The following is an 18841-nucleotide window of genomic DNA, read 5'->3' as shown; positions in this document are numbered from 1 at the left end:
ATATGTGGCTGCGAGCGACGGGGGTGGCGTGGTTGGGGTCTTGGAACTATCAACAGGATGCCGATTATGCTGGCAATTTGTTTTTGTAATTATGCTCTCGTTCTTCGTTATGTTTCGAGGCCGTAAAGCAAACGAGCACGATCACAGTTTATTGGTTCATTTATAGGTGTTTCTAAGAAATAGTCCAACTGCCATTTCTGAGTTTTTTGAGCCTGGTGACTTATTGTCTTGTCCCAAGGTGGATAAACTCGTATTGCACGTTTACCGCCTTCACCTTGATTTGATACTATATTTTGATTGAATAGAACATGCTTTGGAAATACAAATTGGCCAAAGTTATTCCCTTTGCGAGTACTAATTACGAAGAAATCGACTGGATCCAATACGTCATACGGTTGGATCGATCCATCCCCAATTCTATGCCATAGTGTCACAAATTGCCCTACCTTTGTAGGAGTGATTTTAGCAACACGAAATCTAATGGAGAGAGAATTTAAATGAAATAAATAAGCCCCATATTCAGCATTTTGAGCTTCTAAAAGTGGTTGAGAGCAATCAAGCCCGCACACGTTATAGACGAGATTCTTGGTAGCAAGCAGGTCAATATGAATTATTTCTGAGGAAACCCAGGAATTTTGATCATTAGGGCATGCTTCTGATAAATTACTATTTTTCTTATCCATCAATTCTAATCTCCTATGCTCATAATATTCTATATAAAAGAATACCAAACATTTGTTCTTGACGAAAACGTTTTTTCACATAACTTGCATTAAGCCTTACTCACCTATTTGACAAGCTAATCCAAATCCAATTATAGTGTTAATAGTTATTATTACTATTAATAAGTGATTCCTGGGGGATTGCTGATCGTCAATGAATTTGCAAAAGGAAAAGGCAAACAAACTGGCTAACTACTTCTTTTCATCAAGGGGGAGGCTGGAAGGGACTAGGCATTGAACATATTACCAGCTCGCCATGTAACCCACGCACTTGTCGCATATAGCAAAGCGCTAACATAGAACAGCGCATTGATCGTCAACCAGTCGATTACATAGCCTCCTATGATGACAGCAAAACCCGACGCCACAGACGTCCAAAAATGATAAGCCCCAATTACAGCCCCGCGCTCGCCCCACTTGGTATGATCGGCGATTAGTAGACGTTCGCTCATTTTTTGCATCGCGTTGCAAACGCCCATCAGCAATTGTAACGCCAGCACCCATGCGTAGCTCTCCACCCACGGGAACACAAGCATTGCCAGCATCATGCCGAGTGAGCTCCATGTCAGGATTCTAATTCCGTGGCTATCAAGTCGCGGTGCCAACCACTGTGACACAGCGGCAGAGCTGATCGTGAACACCGCAAACGCTAGCCCGTACTTCGTGAAACTGTTACCAAGGTTTTTAAGGAACAGCAAGTAATAAGGATAAATCATACCCGCCGCCAGCGTAACGATGCTTTGCGAGCGAATGAACCATCTTAAATTCATGTCAGGCTACTCCCCTTTATAGTCCATATAAAAATAGTTCACAAACAAATGATTCGGATCGTATTGCTCCTTTTTTCGAAAAAAATCTGCATACCTCGGGTATGCTGCCCGAAACTGATCAAGCCGCGGATATGCGATATACGGCAAATAGTATGTTCCATTGTGTTGAATGACCCGATCTAGAACGGCCTGAATTCCTGTCCGAACTTTATCCTGACCTTCCTTTGACAATGGGACATTGAATAAACAAACAAGCGCAAACATATCGTCGGTAGCATAAGAGAGTGTCGCTTCCTCATCGTGATTAACATAGCGTACCGTAATATTGAGTAGATTTAAATTTTCTACCTGCAGTACTGCCCTCAAATCGTCCACAAACCCCGCAAACTCCTGAACCGGCAAAAAATATTCCTGCAACACGTCATTGCTCCCTGCCTGCCGGTACTCCATAAACTCCGACTCCGAGCGCATCGCGTTGTTCCTCGTTATCCATGTACCTTGCTGCTTGGTGAAATATGGCTTCTGTAGATTCCACAGCACATTTTTACCCCAGCCGAACGTGCGGTTCAGATTAAACAACAACTTGGATAGAATTACGCCCTCTTCCTGAGTTTTCAACTGGTCGTGGCCCTTCAAAGGGACGGAACGGTCTAGAACATAATTAATCGCATACATTTCGGTTAAAAAATGTTCTGGCGCTACCGAAATCCGAGCAATGTGCAAATGAATATCGGGGTTCGTCTTCACATACTCAGCAAAATATCGACTGTACGAAGCTACGTCCAAATTGTCGACCGCGAGCTTATACATTTCGTTGTCGGTCAGTGTAAGCGTTACGTCAAGAATAATCCCGAACAATCCATAACCGCCGATGACGAGCCCGAATAGATCGGCATTTTCATTGCGGCTGACGTTGAGTATTCGGTCATCTGCCGTAAGTAGACGGAACGATTCGACGCTTTTGATGAGTGAACCGTTGCGGATGTCCCTTCCATGAGCATTGACGCTAAGCGAACCGCCTATCGTAAAAATGTTCTGCGACTGCATCGTCTTCACCGCCAAACCGTACGGGTTGACGTAATCCTGCACGTCTTTCCAAGTTGCGCCGGCTTGAATACGGATCTTTTTTTTCTGCTGATCGAAGTCCAGCACGCGGTTATACGAAGTCATATCTACAACGATGCTGTCTTTGTAATACGTATGGCCACCCTGACTATGCCGCTGCCCGGCTATTGAGATAGTAAGGTGCTTATCCCGAGCCTCCTGCAAAATGCCCCGCAACTGATCCTCCTCACGCCCTTTAGCAACTCCCGTTACTTTTACTGGACGAAGCCTGCCGTAGTCGGTGATCAGATACGGATCCTGTTCGAGCGTATCGTATTGAAAGTAATTGAGGAAGCAAAGGACGGCGAGAAGGAGGAGAGCGATCCATTTTTTCATAAGTTCCTCCGTGGTGAATCATTATGTATTCACCAATTCGGCAATACAGGCAAATATCCTGTTTATTGGGACAGGTTTTGTACTTTTCGCTTGCTCGGTGGAATGTAACCCTTGACCAACTTTCTGTTTTCTCAAATATTTGGCTAATCTGGACATGGGACAGACTAAAATATTTTTTGGTTATTTTGTTGACTTAAACCTTGGTTTAAGTCGTATGATAGTCCTGTCGACAAAGAAAGATAAAATTTGGAGGTCTCCAGATGAAATATTGTTCAATAAGCGAAGCTGCAGCCAAATTCAATATTCCAGAATCAACGTTACGTTATTATGAAAAAAAAGGATTATTACCATTAATCGAGCGTGATGAAGCTGGTAGGCGGTTATTTTCATAAGATCAAAATGCGAAAGAAAAATTTCCTAGCCTTATTACTCGTGTAAGTGATTTGGCTATTGAATCCGAGCGTGTAGCATTGTTTGATTGGGTAACAACGAACTATCCAGAAGTGAATGTGTTAGTTAACAACGCAGGGATTCAACAACGTTTTAATGTGTTAAAAGCGGATGCGAAGAACAATTGGAGTTATTTCAGTAAAGAAATCACAGCCAATATTGAAGCACCATTCCAACTCTCTATGCTTTTCGCTCCATTTTTTGCAACAAAAAAAGAGGCGATTATCATTAACGTCACATCCGGGTTAGCTTTTACACCGTTTCCAATTGCTCCGATTTATTCAGCTACGAAAGCAGCGCTTCATTCATTTACGATGAGTCTAAGACATCAACTTTCTGATACGTCTGTAGAAGTAATTGAAGTTGCTCCTCCGGCAGTGAATACAGCTTTAGGTGGAACGGGGTTACATTCGCATGGAGAACCATTAGATGCCTTCGCAGATGGAATTTTCAAAGGATTAGAAGAAGGTAAAAAGGAAATTGGATATGGTACTTCTGTGGATCGCTTACGCATGTCACGAAATGAAGTAGACGAACACGTAGAAAATATGTACAAGGCAATGAAAAACACAATTGAATAACTATACTTGCGAAAATTCCTTATTCAACTAAACTCCCGTTCGGAATAGAGCACCAGATGATTTAATACAAGCAGCCTGCTAGATCTTGTTATGAAGCTACCTTGTCATCGGCCAATGACAAGCACTTTATATCATAAAACAAAAAAGCCGCAATATAAGCGGCTTGTAATGGGATAATATTCTTGTCATCCGACAGATAAGATGATCCAGTATCTTATGCATCTTCTTCAGTACGCTTCGAATTAAAGTTGCACCAGACCACCGCATAAGCGATGCCCTTTAGCATGGAAAGCGCTTCTGCCACTTCTTTTTGTCTGCACTACCTTCAAAAACAAGCTGCATGGCTGGTCGAATTTCAGTCCTGTCTTTCGCAATAGTGAAGCTCATCATTGAGTCGATCTCTTATTGAAGAAAGGAATCGTTTTTAAGCCAAGACCCACCTTCATCAGTGCTTCGGTAACACATCGTTGCAGCTTGCAGTGCTCCCTTTGCCGCTTCCTCTAGCGTATTATAACGGTTTTCCATTGCAACAAGAGGTCCAGCAGTGTCTGCGTCTCTATAATAATGACTGAGCTCATAAAAGTAACTGCTCTCCCGATTTTTAAGAATGCGAATTCCAATATATATGCCATCTATTCTTGCTTTTAAACATTGTACGACTTCATGAACGGATTCAATATCTGCATGGACATTCTCGAGCTCAGATAAATTTAACATGCTTTATGCCTCCACGTCATCGTTCATAATAAGATAATCGATGCACTTCAAAATTTAGGTATCGAGGATAGTTTATCCAGATTAATGAAATCGATTCATTTTCAGATGTCTGATGAAAAATATTATTTATCAAGTATTTGAAGACGACTACGTTCTATTATCTCATTATCCGATAAAACCCAATCTTTAAATCGAATTGTCCACAAATCTAATTTTCCATCGAACTCCATGTCTTTTATAACAAAAAACGTTACGATCCGGACCACATTCGTGTTCCTGAGGGGTGAGGCTCGACCACCGGTAGACCTCCTCCGTCCATTGATAAATGTGCTGAAAAGCGGAATTCACCCTTATGATGTTAAAATTTATATCCACGATATCGATCCCATCGGAAACGTTATCGAATAGGGATTCCAATAACTCCTTCGTTTTCTTCAACTCATTTTCAACTTTTTTTCTCGAAGTAATGTCGATGCAGGAAGCGATCACTTCCACGGTTTGGCCGTTGCGCCGTATGGGGCTGAGCGACGCTAGGTAGGTATAACCGTTTACTGCTGTTTCCTTACTAAGTCTTCTAGCTCGCGCTTGGTTTCCGGTAAGGCCTCATTCGTCCTTTTAACAACTTGTATGGGAAAAATATTTTAGGTATTCACTTCTGCTGCTGACATCTTGAACACCTAGACAGACTTCGTTATTTCAATCTCGATAATGGCAAATTTAATAGACTAGGTACCTCTTCAGGGAAGTTTGTCATACATAAACCAAAACTATACTCATGTATTTTAAAATAAAGCTCGTCATCACCGTTACTTTCGTAAATAATATCTTCTTCCTGCAAGCAAGTTTTGACTTCCTCAATGAAGATGGAATTTGTTACTCCAAAACTTACGTTCATCGTTGGTGGTAAAGCAGACATTGCGATAGGAATCCATTTTCTTGTCTTTGAAGGAATAACGGCATGTGCTGTTCCCCCAATTGCGAAAGTAAAGTTATCAGATACCTTATCAAGTTTGAGGTTGAGAATTCTAACTAACAATTCTCTGAACTGAATGACACTATCTACTGGAAATCCAGTTTCTCTAAGATAAAGTATTTTTAACGGACCGCATGGAGGTAAAATGCCTTCCTTTACATAATTGTGCGTAATGATTTCTAGTAAATTCCCGTCTCCGTCTCGAAAATATACATTTTTCCCTGTCTCAAAAACGTCCACAATCCTGCCATCTGTCCACTTTAGAAGTGATATACGTTCCTTATCGATCCATTTTACTACATTTTCAAATTCTGAATAAGGAACCTCGAAAGCAAAATGGGCTGGAGCTATTGGCTCAGCAGCTTCTTTGAATGCTAAGGTAAAGGATTCTGTCGGTAGAAAACGTATTTCGTTATTTGATTCATAAATAATCGGGAAACGTAATAGATCATGGTAAAATTGCTTAACACCTTGTAATGAAACCGTATTTAACTGTAATCGGGCGAAATGAGTAATCACGTTTTTCACACCCTTATGTTTTATGGTTTATTTTACCATGTTGGAGATGTCTGTTGGTAAATTTGTTCCCTATGACTCACTCTTCACCCGATTAAGTTTCAAGCAAGGGTGAGATCAACTTTATGTAGGGTAAAGAGAATAAAGAAAGTAAGAATTGACCATTCGTCAAAAAAAGTATGGAATCGACATCACAATTGGTTCGACCAACCCATGTTATTTATGTATTCTGTCACTTACAATTTAATTAGAACTGCAATTTTTCTTAATTGAAGGAGGGCTACTATGAAGCGTAAGTGGACAACCCTGGTGGTATCCAGTATCTTGGCTGTCTCAACAGTAATGGGTGGCGGCATATCTGCAATAGCAGCATCGAAGAGCAGCACAGGTGGAACATCAGTTTCAGCCAAAACATATGTAATCGCCTTCTCGAACCAGCTTCCGACGGGTTATGCAGCAATGATTCAAGCGGCAGGTGGACAAGTTGTTCGCGCCATTCCTGAAATTGGGGGATTGGAGGTGCGCTCGTCCAGCACCGAATTTATGACAAAGCTGCAGTCATTCAAGGATATTGCTGCTGCCAACGTTCAGATGGTACATAAGCTAAGCGATGGTACAGTAGATCCCTCCGCAGCAGACGGTCAGCCAGTTACAGATATTCCCCAGCCGGAAGCAACGAGCAGTTACTGGGACTATCAGTGGGACATTAAGAAAGTAACGAATGACGGAGCTTCGTTTGCAATTGAAACCGGCGGCACAGGCGGAACGCATAAGGCTGTTGTAGGCGTTATCGACAGTGGTATTGATGCCAATCATCCCGACTTAAAAGCTAACTTCCTCGGTGGTATGAACTTTGTACCCGCAGGAACAGATACTAGTGAAACCGGTGATCCTAACGATCTACTGGACCGCGAAGGCCACGGAACGCATGTGGCAGGATCGATCGCCGGGAACGGTAAAGTCAGAGGGGTCGGCCCGAATCTTGGCATCCGCTCCTACCGCGTATTTCCCGGCGGACAAGGTGCGCCTACGGCCTGGATTGTAGCTGCTATCATTCAGGCGGCGAACGATAAGGTTGACGTCATAAACATGTCGATCGGCGGATTTGACTCCCAAAAGTATTATGTAGATGGAACCAAATATTCGGATGTTGCTGACATTCTGCTTTGGAAACGTGCCATTCAATATGCTGTGAACCATAATGTAACGGTGGTAACGGCAGCTGGTAATGAAGGTCTCAACCTACGCGATAACAAAGCGATGATCGATTATCTAAACGCTACATACGGTTCCCCTGGCGTTGTATTTAAAGGGAAAACAACAGAAACACCTGGCCAAATCAATGGTGTCATCAATGTTTCATCCTCTAACAAGTGGTCGACGAACAGTATCGCATTTTACTCCAATTATGGATTAAACCAAATCGATGTAGCAGCACCAGGCGGCGACAATGGGCCCGTATATGCTGCAACTCTAGACTTGAACCAACGGGATTTCCACTATCGCGCGCTAAGCACATGGCCTACTTATTTGCCTTCGTACTTCACTTCTAACCTGCATAGCTACGCGCTACTCCACGGCACATCCATGGCGGCTCCGAAAGTAGCTGGCATTGCAGGCGTCATCAAAGCGGCTCATCCGGAGTTGAACCCTGCCCAAGTAGCTGCGTTAATTGAAAAAACAGCAAACGATTACGGCCCAACCGGTAATGATGCTCTATACGGCGCAGGTGAAGCGAATGTATACAATGCTCTAGTCAAATAAGTTCATAATCAAACAAGCCCAGTGCCAAAAACGGCACTGGGCTTGTTTGATCTCTTACAACCTTAAAGTAAAGTATTTCGCCTACTCAATACCAACTTGTAAATACAGAAGAAGTCCCATAAGCTAATGGAATTGCTGCTCCGATCATCAGTACAGGTCCCCACCAGGTGAAGAAAGAGATCCCCATACATAGGCTGATTAAGATCAGCGCCGGCAGTACAAGGATAGGAATTGCAGATTGGAGAGCTTGATGTTTAGTTATGTCCTGTATTGGAAAAAGAGTCAGAAACGGAGCTGTTAATTGATCTTTACAGAATGATTTCCTCCAAAATACTAATAGGCATGCAGCAAGGATCCAGATCGTAATTTTAAGGGCACCTGGCAAAATAAACATAGCTCCACTGATCACAACGACGAACTGTATCGTTTGCTTCCACTGTGTACCATTTCTAAAAAAGGATTTCGTTAATAAATCAGCGATTCCGTTGCTAGCACCTTTCCCTTTGAATAAGCGCTGCGATTTCCCGAATAAAAGGGGATACTTCCGTGTCGGTTTTCTTTTCCGCTCGACAACTCGAATTAACATCAGAGAGACAATTCGCATCCGTGAATCTCTTTCTCTGGCGATATCAGCGAAGAAAGCCCCTTTCTCTTGCAGCCGTTCTCTGCTTAAGAAAACAACCAGCACTAGTAAAAGAAGAATAGCCGTCCAACTGTAGTAAGTATTATGACTAACCTCCGTAACTAACACTTGATACAAGAAGAAAAGCCCTACGAAAACCACAATCCGCAGCAACCAAAGCACAATGCCATTTAAACGAAGTGTAAGCAATTGGCGAAGCAAGCCTAAGTTAATTTTCAGCAAATAGGTAAGCAACCATAAACAAATAACTTGTAACACGCTATAGGAATACGTTTGAACTAATAAAGGAAGAAATACGAGCATCAATATTAACGTCGTGACTCCCTGCAGCACAAGTGAGTATCTATAGCCGAGCAGCATGAGATGCCGAAACCATTTCTGGTTCTGTCGGAGGAAAAGTTGGTCCCCCTCCTCAACAAAGTATCGAATGGTTCCCAGCCAAGTGAATACATAGAAGACCGCTGTAATCATAAACATCGATATCCAACTAAACCAAGAAGGCTGAGTCGCCCACCAGGAGTAATATTGATAGCCAGCCACAATCATCAGTGGAATGACAAAATAAATGGCAATAACCCAATCCACAGCCATTCGTAAAGCCCGATACTGGAAATGCCAATCCGAACGCACTCTTCGTGTGAAAACCTGAAAGCTGCTCTTCAACCCGTTGTCCCCCTTCATAGTAAGGAATGGAAGCAGTCGAACAATGGCGCGTCAGGCATGCCGCATTGCTGCCTAATATCCTGCAGTGTTCCATTTGCTACCAATCTGCCACCTGAAAGAAGTACAAACGAACTGCAAATTCGTTCTGCTGTATCTAACACATGGGTACTCATCAGAATGCCCGCACCGCGTTTGCGTTCCTCCTCCAACATCCCTAAGAAATCTTTAATCGCTTTCGGATCCAGTCCAATGAAAGGCTCGTCTACAATATACACATCTGGTTTATTCAAAAAGCCGAGGATCAGCATAATTTTCTGCTGCATCCCTTTGGAAAATTTCCCGGGCAGTTGATGCTTTTCATCCAACAGTCGGAACCGATGCAAGAGATCATCTGCACGCTCTAGGAAAACCGTTCGATCCAGATTGTAGACGGAAGCAGCAAATTCCATATGCTCCCACAACGTCAACTCATCATACAGAATCGGATGCTCCGGTATGTAACCATAGCTTTTTCGTTCACCCATAAAGGAGATTTTACCCTTGAAATCCTTCAATAAACCAAGGATGCTCTTAATCGTCGTGCTTTTGCCAGCTCCATTTGGACCTAATAGACCCACTAGTTCACCTTGTCGAACATCAAAGTGAATATTTTTAACAATATCTGGAACTTCATCATAACCAGCCTGATCGATATCTACTTCTAATACAGCTAATCGTTCTTCTGACATTCTCGGTCACGATCCCTTCTACCCTCATCATATACCACGCATTCGCGCATTTCCAACACTGTATCATGAAATGATTTACGGAATATGAATGTCTGATAAAAATAAAAAGTATTTGATCCATAGCTGATCAAATACTTTGCTTTGTGCTAGCTATTTTTTTAGTAATATCACGATTTTCTGGTTGATCCGAATGTTTCTATGCACTGCTTCCACCGCTCCAGTTCATTCGTGCAAGCCCAAATGTGCGGGTATCTGGAGCGTAGGTCTCGCATATCTTGCTCATCGTCAATCGTCCACGCTATCAATTGAATGCCCTGTTCATCACAGTGCTGAACGAATTCGTCCGTCAAATAAATATATTTCACGGAAACGTAACGGGCATCAATCTGCTTGGCAAGCGGGAAGACGGAAGGTGTTGCTCCGTAAAGGACAAGGCCCAGCTCGATCTCACGAGACAATTCGCGCATCCGGACGATTGAATAATGATCGAATGATGTCACGAATACTTGATCATTGACACCGCAAGAGTGCACCACATCAAGTACCTTCTGCTCCAGTCCCGGATACATGTTGCCGCTCTGCTTCAGTTCAATGTCTACCTTAGCTTTTCCCTTGGCCAGCTGCAGTACTTCCTCGAGCGTTGGGATCCGTTGGCCTGCTCCGGCGTCCAATTTACGCAGCTCGTCGAACGTGAACTCCATCACTCTGCCCCTGCCATTCGTCGTCCGGTTTACCGTCGTATCATGAATAACGACAGGTACACCGTCTTTAGTCAACTGTACATCCAGTTCCAGATGACTGTACGATAAGTCTAAAGCGGCTTGAAAAGATGCGATCGTATTCTCCGGAACTTTCTTCGGGTAACCTCTATGGGCCAATCCTGTAATCATTGCGGCTCGTCCTCCTCGGTTTGATCATGCAGCAGAACTGAATCCATCTAACTTCCATCATCATAACGCAAATGTATGCCGCTTGCCACCTAGGACTTACTCCTTCGACGGCATGATTTGAATCCGGTCCAGAGCGTAGCTAGAAGACGTTCGGTACTTGGTTGCACCAGACTCGAAAAGTATATAAAGCTGTCCATTTGTTTCGAACAGTCCTTCGGACATGGGGGGCGTTTCCAGCTTATTACTTAAGTTTTTGCTATCCAAAAACCAGACCGGAACATCCTTGCCTCGAACCGACACAGTGGTATGCGGTTTGTCCACAGTCAAGCTATTGACGTACCTGTGCAGTGTACTCGCATTATTGCGGCCATATGATTGGCTGAGCCAAATGCCGTCCTTGCCGATGTACATCCCTTGAATACTGTCGGGCAGTGATAAAATATAGTCCGGCACGGCTGGTACCGCCCCCTGCTCCGCTTTTGCCAAAGGCAGATCTGTCGCCACATCGAGCTTATAACCGACCGCCCATGCTTTATGCTCTTTATCATCGCGATTCGTCATATAGTGTGACTTATCCGTCGGGTAATCGGTGCCGTGGGCAAATTCGCCGATCCATAAGATGCCGTCCGCGTATGCAGAAAATGAGGCACGCGTATCGTTCTTAACCGAACCGACGAACGTCAGCTTGCCGTCATCCGCTTTAACGATATCTTCGATATTGACATAGTTCACGTCTTTATCCGACGAAATCCAGACATGCTTCCGACTTGCCGTAATCCCTCCCGCATGACCAGTGTAGGGAGCGCCTCCGCTTTTATAAAGTTCAAGTGCCTTGACCATTTGCCCAGTACCAGCATCTATGACCGTCAATAGACTTGGCTTGCCATCGTCCCTGTAATACGAAACAAGGATCCATTTGCGGTCCTCTAGGTAGGCCAAGCCTTGCGGGACAGCATTTTGTTTCAAAGCAGGGACGATAGGCCCCTGCTTGCTTTTTTGCAAAAAGGTTTTGATCTCCGGCATGTCGACGCGGATTTTGATACCCGCTTCTTCTTGTGTAATACTGGTCGATGACACTGCAGGCTGGCTGTTACTTGACTTATTCACCGTTCCGCTGGAAGCTCCGGCTTCAGCGGCCGGTTTCGTATACGCCGTTGGCGTGGACGAAACCGATGAAGCAGCCTGCTGGCAGCCTGATAAGGCTAATGTCGATAATCCTGCTATGAGAACAACCCATGCCGTTCGTTTCATCGTTCTGCCCCCGCACTGACCGTATGCGATAACATGGCCCGCAGTTTGCGGGGATAATCAGTGATAATTCCCGATACGCCATAGTCAATCAACTCCGCCATACGTTCTTCGTCATTGATCGTGTAAGGAAATACTCGAAGGCCTTGTGCAATCGCGTCACGCACATCTTCACCGACGATTCGAGTATGCTTGGGATGCAGTGAGTATACCGGAAAACCTAAGCCTGTCGCCAATGCGATATGCCTACCTGGGTTAATGTCATACAGAAGGCCGATCTTGATTTCCGGCTCAAGGAGCTTCAGAAACAGCAGACATTTATGGTCGAATGAGGAAACAATCACATTTTGCATGCGATTCTTGCGTTTCATGAGCTCCACCAAAGCAGGCTCAATTTTACGCCCATAGGAGTGCTTAATTTCCACATTAATGATTACATTCGCCGGTACGAGATCGAATACTTCTTCCAGCAGCGGCACACGCTCACACGCGTACTTCTCATGAAACCATCGGCCTGCATCAGCTTGCTTCAGCTCCGTCAGTGTCAATTCGTTCACTCTGCCGTTTATGTCCGTCGTCCGATTCAGTGTGTCGTCGTGAATAACGACGATTTCCCCATCCTTGGACAAATGAATATCCAATTCAATCGCGTCACAGCCTTGCTCAAGTCCGAGACGGAAAGCAGCCAGTGTATTTTCCGGCGCTTCCCCTCTCGCTCCGCGATGCGCGATGACTAACAGTGGTTGTTTTGTCATGATGCGAGGGACTCCTCTCTTACTTAAATGTCGAGTTCGCCATGGCGGCTACAATATATTTCTGCGCGAACACAAACATGATAACGATAGGTAAAATGACCAAGATACTGGCAGCCATCAGCAGATGGAAGTTAAGCGCCTCGTCTCCGGCGATTGAATCGCGCATCATAGCAATACCGACAGTCAGTACGCGCATTTTATTCGAGTTGGTCATAACGAGCGGCCAGAAGTATGCATTCCAGCTGTGTATAAAGCTGATGACAGTCAAGGTAGCTACCGTCGGCATCGCCATCGGGGTCAGAATGCGATAAAGCACCTGAAAACGACTCGCTCCATCCACTTTGGCTGCCTCAATCACATCGTTATTAATCGATCGGAACATTTGGCGCAACAGAAAAATGCCGTATGCTGAAGCCGCATGTGGAATGATCAACGCGTAGTACGTATTAATCCAGCCTATTTTCGACAACATAACGTAAATCGGTACGAACACGACCTGTTCAGGTACAATCAGCGCTGCCAGTACAAGGACGAACAAGTAATCTCTGCCCGGAAACGTACCTTTCGCGAAAGCGTATGCAGCCATTACGCCAATGTTAATTTGCAGAAATACGATGCCGACTGTTTGGATGACCGTGTTCACGGTAAAACGATAAAACGGGATCGCCTTGAAAGCGTTAGCGAAGTTTTCCCACATCAACTTGTCCGGCCAAAAGGTCGGTACAGCCATGCGCAGCTCACCCGATGTTTTCAAAGCAGTGATCAGCATCCAATAAATAGGAAAAAACATAATTAGTGTAATACAGATTGCGACAATGACCCGGGTACTGGTAAACAGCGGATTCTTCATATGTCACTGGCACCTACCCTTCGTAATGGACTTTCTTTTTGGATACATACATTTGTACCATGGTCAGCAAGACGATAATGAGGAAGAACATGATAACAAGAGCTGACGCTCGGCCTGTTCGAAACTCGGTAAACGCCATTTCATAAATCCAGTACACCATTGCTTTCGTTGAATCGAGAGGACCACCATTCGTGATGACATCGACCGATTGGAACACTTGCATCGAAGAAATAAAGTGTGTAACGACCAGAAACAGTGTTGTCGGAGACAGCAGCGGCAATGTAATTTTCCAAAACTGCGTCCATTTGCTCGCCCCGTCGATGCCGGAAGCCTCATAATATTCGATCGGGATGCTTCTAAGTCCGGCGATGAATATAATCATCGTAAAGCCGACGCCTTTCCAAACCCCAATAAGGACAAGCACCCAAAGCGCGGTCTTCGTATTGGTCAGCCATTGTATCGGCTCCAACCCCACCCTATTCAGCAATTCGTTCACCAATCCATATCGACCGTTGAAGATCCACAGGAAGATCATCGACACGATAACCATCGAGATGTAATGCGGCATGAAGATGATCGCCCGCATAAAGCCGAAAAACTTCGAAACCGAGTTAAACAAAAGAGCCAGTAACAGCCCGAGTCCGAGTGTAAGCAAAACGTCAAATATGGTGTACGTAAAAGTCACTTTGAGCACTTTATAGAACGTGTCGCTAGTCAGCAAATAGACGTAGTTGTCGAAGCCGATGAACTTTTTCACCGGCTTCGTCATATTCCAGTTCGTAAAGCTGAGGTATAACGAATTAAGCAGCGGATAATAAATAAACAGTGTCAATACGACCAATGCCGGCACCGCAAACGAAAAGTCTTTCAAGTATTCTAACCAACGGGATTTAGACCGTTTGGGCGTTTGCTGTAGATGAACCAACTGACTTTCCGTCGCTTTCATGGCGACTCCCCTTTCCTTCTAGCCTTCTTTCAAAATCGCATCGATTTCTTTCACAGCGTCTTTCATGAGCGGCACTGGATCCCCATTTTCGAGAATCATTTTACCGATCACTTCCATGTATTTCTTACTGAATTCCGGATAAGTCGGGTGCTGCGGACGGCCTACAACATTGTCGAAATTATCGAACACCGCTTTGTACTGCGGAAGCTTCTCAAAGTACTTCTTGCCTTCTTCCGTCGTGAGAACGGACTTATGTGTTGGCAAATAGCCTGTACCTTCCGCCCATTTGATATTGTTCTCGGCTTCAGTCATGAACTTGATGAACTTCCAGGCAGCTTCCTTCTGTTTAGCGGGAGCTCCGTCCATCATAACAATGCCTGCTCCGCCGATGTGCGATTTGCGTTCTTTGTCGCCAGGCAGAAATGAAACGCCTACTTCAAATTTCGCATTTCCCAGGTAGGTTTTCAAGACAGCCGAAGTATGCTCAACCATCGCCACTTTTTCCTCTAAGAACATTTGGCGCATGGTATCCGAAGCACCTTTGCCGTAGCCCATATGCATCGAGCCGTCCTGCAGCCATTTATGGAAGTTTTGAACCCACTTCAGACTGTCCGGCTGGTCAAGCAGCGTTTTCTTATGATCTGGACTCAGTATCGCGCCACCTCCGTTAGATACCCACGGATCCATGTACCATGTATCCCAGCCTGGTACGGAGAATGCGTAACGAGTCGTTTTTCCGCTTTCCTTAACCGTAACCTTTTTATTGAAATCTTCGATTTCAGCCCATGTTTGGGGCGGTTTAACATTCAGCTTATCGAGCAGCGTTTTGTTATAAATCATAACGCTTGTACTGACGATTAACGGGAAGCCGTATTGCTTATTGTTGTAAGAATACGCTTGCAACATCCCTTTAGAAAAATCGTTCATATCTACTTTATCGCGAGATATGTAACCGCTTAAATCTGCAAACACACCACTGTCAGCAAAGTTAGGTAACACTGAAACTTCCACATTGGTGACGGCAGGAACTTCTTTGGCCGCAACAGCCGCCTGCAGCTTCTTATGCAAATCGACGTATGCACCCTGGAACACCGGTTCCACTGTGATGTTCGGATACTTTTTCTGGAACTCGGTAATCATGTAATTGACTGCAGGCATTTGCACTTCAGCATGGGAATGCCAATATTGAATCGTGATCGGCGAGTTGTCTTCCACCGCCGACGGCACTTTCGCAGTTGTCTGCTCCCCACCGTTCGAGCAGCCAACTGCTGTTGTCAACATAAGAGATGATGCCGCAAGCAAAGGAAACCATTTTGTTAATTTCATTGTAAAAACCCCTTCCATTAATTGTATGACTTCTGCGGATGAAAAAAGGAGAGCACCAAGACACAAGAAACTAAGGAGCCGCGCAAATACCACACGGTCCGTTCGTCTCTTGGGCTGTCTCAATGATCTCCGACCCAATCGATATGAACGAATTAAAGCGTTTTCTTAACCGTTTCTAGTATTTCACATTATTGCGTAATAGTCAATACAGCGCTATATTTTTCCATTTATTAACATTGAAGACAAGGTATTCATCAATTTGAGCGATTTACCCTATCGCGTGTCTGCTTGACTCCCGGGTACCTGACACCATGCTGAAGACCTTCGACTCCGTAGACAGAATATGTCCAGTTGTCGAGATCGTATCCATCGCCCTAATCAGTGTTTCCCTTTGGCTTGTCTTCAAGCTGAAACGCAGCTCCATGGCCGCCTCCAATACACCGTCCACTTCGGTCATGCCGTCCGGCTTCATCTGGACGTTCACGATGTGAATGCCGTTCTCGCCGAATTTGGTAGCAATGTTGCCCAGCACGCCAGGCTTATCGACGATTTTTATCACCACCTCCATCGTTCTCCGATTGCGCATTAAATACTTTTCCCATTTGTTAAGCACAATCAAACTAAGCAATACCATAACCGTTGCAAGCACCGCGCAATACAAGAAGCCCGCACCGACGCATAGACCGATTGCCGCCACCACCCAGACGGAAGCGGCGGTCGTCAACCCGGACACAGTCAAACCGGTTCGCATGATGGTACCGGCTCCCAGAAACCCGATGCCGCTAATGACCTGCGCCGCCAGTCGTGCCGGGTCTATCCGAACTTGCGGCTCGTTAACAAACTCGGAGAAGCCATATATCGACAGCAGCATAATTGCCGCTGATCCGATACAGACGAGAATGTGCGTGCGCAGACCAGCCGCATGGTTGCTCCATTCCCGCTCCAAGCCTACGAGTCCCCCTAACCCGACAGCTAGCAGAATTCGTATGGTAAGCTCTAGATCTGTAATTTGCCATACACTGCTCAACTCCTATCACCCCGTTCTTTAGATTGCATGATCATTTACTGGGAGATCGTAAATAGAAGCGAATAGCGCTTCCATCATGTTGAGCTGTTTTTCTTTCTGAGCCCCGTCGTAAGACAGGTGATTGCAAAGTATTTGAAATACAGCGTCAGCATATTTCTCCGCCTTGGTCAGTTGGAAATACGTCCAACCGGTATGCAGTCTTAAGAAATCGGACACGTTGACGGTCATTTCTTCTTCCATGCAGTACATCAGCTCTGCATGCAGCCAATGCATTTCTAGTGGAATGTTTGCCTGTCTCAAAGCCGGCAGACGGTCCATAATACGAAGGGCATTCGAACCGAACGTATCAATCCAATCCTGCATGACCGTTTGATTTACGCCTTGTGCGGCTCCCAATCTCACCATTTCTTTCTTCCATTCCGCATAGCTTGCACCACTCAGGTGAACTTCTCCACCGCTCACCGTAATCCTATCCGTACTGCAAGCTGAGTAGCTTCGTCCAGTGGAGTTATGCAGCTCACGGGCGACAAGGTCGACGACTTTCTCGGACATTTTGCGGAAACCCGTCAGCTTGCCGCCGGCTATGGTAATGAGCTTGCTGTCGGAAACGAAGATCTCATCCTTTCTCGACAGCTGGGAAGGGCCTTTGCCTTCTTCGTAAATAAGCGGTCTAAGCCCCGCCCAATGGGAACAGATATCGTCCGTTGTAAGCCCGACGCTGGGGAACATAAAATTCACCGCGCGGATAATATAGTCGCGATCCTCTTTCGTCGTTCTCGGGCTCTCGATGGATTGCGAATAGACAGTATCCGTTGTGCCGAGATATGTCACCTTTCCACGCGGAATGACGAACACCATGCGGCCATCCGGCGTATCGAAGTACGCAGCCTGCTTTACTGGAAACCGCTCGTAATCGACAACAAGATGGACACCCTTAGTCAAGAACAAGCGTTTCCCTTTCAAGGAACCGTCGATATCCCGCACCTTATCGACCCACGGTCCGGTTGCATTGACAATATGTTTGGCGTTAATTTGCGTGTACGTCCCGTTAATACGATCGTGTACGCGAACACCCACCGCTTTACCGTCACGGTAAATAAACCCCGTTACTTCGGCATAGTTCACGATGCTGGCGCCTTGCGCGTAAGCAGTCTTCATAATGTCAATCGTCAGTCGGGCGTCGTCCGTACGGTACTCGAAATATAGCCCGCCACCCTTCAGGCCATCCTGTTTCAGCAGCGGCTCTAGCTGGGCTGTTTGTTGACGGTCAAACATTTTTCTCCGCTCCTTACGGGCCACTCCTGCCAGCCAATCATAGATGTATAACCCAATTGACGAGGCAAGGTAACCGTACGTCCCGCCTTTGTATACAGGGAGAAGCATCGGTGCGGGAATGACAAGATGCGGTGCATTTTTGTACAAAATTGCCCTTTCCCGTCCAACCTCCTGCACAAGCTTGACGTCTCCTTGCTTCAAATACCGCAATCCGCCGTGAATAAGCTTCGTAGAACGGCTGCTTGTGCCGGAACCGAAATCGTTCTTCTCCAACAAGCCGACACTCATGCCGCGCGCACTTGCATCGAGCGCAATGCCAGCTCCTGTGACTCCGCCTCCGATAACCAATAAATCAAGCTCGCTTTGCGCCATCGTTTCTAAGATAATCGGTCTGTTAGCTGCTGAAAATGCAGGTTTCATGTATGGTTCGCCTCCAAGTAAAATATAAAACCCCTAAGAAAAAATGCGTAAATAAACCGCATCTTTTCCAAAGAGGTTCTCCTTCGTCTCTACCGTTTGGAATTAAGTCGTATTTTTGTTTATTCTTCTCATACGGC

The 18841-nt window shown here is 45.3% G+C and carries 17 protein-coding genes and 2 pseudogenes; 3 read left to right on the top strand and 16 right to left on the bottom strand.

Annotated elements, in window-relative coordinates; translation table 11 throughout:
- Window positions 1-107 precede the first annotated feature (107 nt).
- From QFZ81_RS02940 to QFZ81_RS02930, 3 genes are all read right to left on the bottom strand, one after another.
- Complete coding sequence (locus tag QFZ81_RS02940; RefSeq protein ID WP_307601360.1) at window positions 108-683, bottom strand: MepB family protein; 576 nt, start codon at window positions 681-683, stop codon at window positions 108-110.
- A gap of 266 nt (window positions 684-949) precedes the next feature.
- Complete coding sequence (locus QFZ81_RS02935; RefSeq protein WP_307601358.1) at window positions 950-1492, bottom strand: MFS transporter; 543 nt, start codon at window positions 1490-1492, stop codon at window positions 950-952.
- A gap of 6 nt (window positions 1493-1498) precedes the next feature.
- Complete coding sequence (locus QFZ81_RS02930; RefSeq protein WP_307601355.1) at window positions 1499-2932, bottom strand: FAD-binding oxidoreductase; 1434 nt, start codon at window positions 2930-2932, stop codon at window positions 1499-1501.
- 260 nt (window positions 2933-3192) lie between these two features.
- Here QFZ81_RS02930 and QFZ81_RS02925 point away from each other — a divergent pair.
- Window positions 3193-3321: pseudogene (locus QFZ81_RS02925) on the top strand (MerR family DNA-binding transcriptional regulator); the annotation flags it as partial.
- Between the two features lie 6 nt (window positions 3322-3327).
- Window positions 3328-3963, top strand: a pseudogene (locus tag QFZ81_RS02920) (SDR family oxidoreductase); the annotation flags it as partial.
- A gap of 402 nt (window positions 3964-4365) precedes the next feature.
- Here QFZ81_RS02920 and QFZ81_RS02915 read toward each other — a convergent pair.
- The 3 genes from QFZ81_RS02915 to QFZ81_RS02910 form a co-directional block, all read right to left on the bottom strand.
- Window positions 4366-4680, bottom strand: a complete 315-nt coding sequence (locus QFZ81_RS02915; RefSeq protein WP_307448353.1) for a hypothetical protein — start codon at window positions 4678-4680, stop codon at window positions 4366-4368.
- A 186-nt stretch (window positions 4681-4866) separates the two neighbouring features.
- On the bottom strand, window positions 4867-5169 hold the full coding sequence (locus QFZ81_RS37215; RefSeq protein WP_373463763.1) for a PAS domain-containing protein: 303 nt from the start codon (window positions 5167-5169) through the stop codon (window positions 4867-4869).
- 202 nt (window positions 5170-5371) lie between these two features.
- A complete protein-coding gene (locus QFZ81_RS02910; protein ID WP_307448356.1) occupies window positions 5372-6172 on the bottom strand; it encodes a VOC family protein in 801 nt (266 codons plus the stop codon).
- A 282-nt stretch (window positions 6173-6454) separates the two neighbouring features.
- On the opposite strand from QFZ81_RS02910, the gene QFZ81_RS02905 reads away from it, so the two are divergent.
- The gene (locus QFZ81_RS02905) at window positions 6455-7933 is read left to right on the top strand and encodes a S8 family serine peptidase (RefSeq protein ID WP_307601353.1); all 1479 of its coding nucleotides are present in this window, start codon (window positions 6455-6457) and stop codon (window positions 7931-7933) included.
- 85 nt (window positions 7934-8018) lie between these two features.
- Here the strand turns inward: QFZ81_RS02905 and QFZ81_RS02900 are convergent, their stop codons facing one another.
- The 10 genes from QFZ81_RS02900 to QFZ81_RS02855 all read right to left on the bottom strand — a co-directional run bounded on the left by QFZ81_RS02900 (window position 8019) and on the right by QFZ81_RS02855 (window position 18704).
- A complete protein-coding gene (locus QFZ81_RS02900) occupies window positions 8019-9239 on the bottom strand; it encodes an ABC transporter permease (RefSeq protein ID WP_307448361.1) in 1221 nt (406 codons plus the stop codon).
- Between the two features lie 14 nt (window positions 9240-9253).
- Window positions 9254-9967, bottom strand: coding sequence for an ABC transporter ATP-binding protein (locus QFZ81_RS02895; protein WP_307448364.1), 714 nt, complete (start codon window positions 9965-9967; stop codon window positions 9254-9256).
- Window positions 9968-10134: 167 nt separating this feature from the next.
- Window positions 10135-10857 carry a glycerophosphodiester phosphodiesterase gene (locus QFZ81_RS02890; RefSeq protein WP_307448367.1) on the bottom strand — a complete coding sequence of 241 codons (723 nt, stop codon included), beginning with the start codon at window positions 10855-10857 and terminating at the stop codon, window positions 10135-10137.
- Window positions 10858-10953: 96 nt separating this feature from the next.
- Window positions 10954-12108 (bottom strand): hypothetical protein, encoded by a 1155-nt coding sequence (locus QFZ81_RS02885; protein WP_307448370.1) that lies wholly within the window; start codon window positions 12106-12108, stop codon window positions 10954-10956.
- On the bottom strand, window positions 12105-12860 hold the full coding sequence (locus QFZ81_RS02880) for a glycerophosphodiester phosphodiesterase (RefSeq protein ID WP_307448373.1): 756 nt from the start codon (window positions 12858-12860) through the stop codon (window positions 12105-12107). The genes QFZ81_RS02885 and QFZ81_RS02880 overlap by 4 nt, the downstream gene beginning before the upstream one ends.
- 19 nt (window positions 12861-12879) lie before the next feature.
- On the bottom strand, window positions 12880-13710 hold the full coding sequence (locus tag QFZ81_RS02875) for a carbohydrate ABC transporter permease (RefSeq protein WP_307448375.1): 831 nt from the start codon (window positions 13708-13710) through the stop codon (window positions 12880-12882).
- Between the two features lie 13 nt (window positions 13711-13723).
- The gene (locus QFZ81_RS02870; protein WP_307448379.1) at window positions 13724-14656 is read right to left on the bottom strand and encodes a carbohydrate ABC transporter permease; all 933 of its coding nucleotides are present in this window, start codon (window positions 14654-14656) and stop codon (window positions 13724-13726) included.
- 18 nt (window positions 14657-14674) lie between these two features.
- Window positions 14675-15982, bottom strand: coding sequence for an ABC transporter substrate-binding protein (locus QFZ81_RS02865; RefSeq protein ID WP_307601350.1), 1308 nt, complete (start codon window positions 15980-15982; stop codon window positions 14675-14677).
- 268 nt (window positions 15983-16250) lie between these two features.
- Window positions 16251-17009 (bottom strand): MgtC/SapB family protein, encoded by a 759-nt coding sequence (locus QFZ81_RS02860; protein ID WP_307448384.1) that lies wholly within the window; start codon window positions 17007-17009, stop codon window positions 16251-16253.
- A gap of 18 nt (window positions 17010-17027) precedes the next feature.
- A complete protein-coding gene (locus QFZ81_RS02855) occupies window positions 17028-18704 on the bottom strand; it encodes a glycerol-3-phosphate dehydrogenase/oxidase (RefSeq protein ID WP_307448387.1) in 1677 nt (558 codons plus the stop codon).
- Window positions 18705-18841: the final 137 nt, after the last annotated feature.

This window comes from Paenibacillus sp. V4I9 (assembly GCF_030817295.1).
Taxonomy (GTDB): Bacteria; Bacillota; Bacilli; order Paenibacillales; family NBRC-103111; genus Paenibacillus_E.
This window is presented reverse-complemented; position numbering and strand designations above follow the sequence as displayed.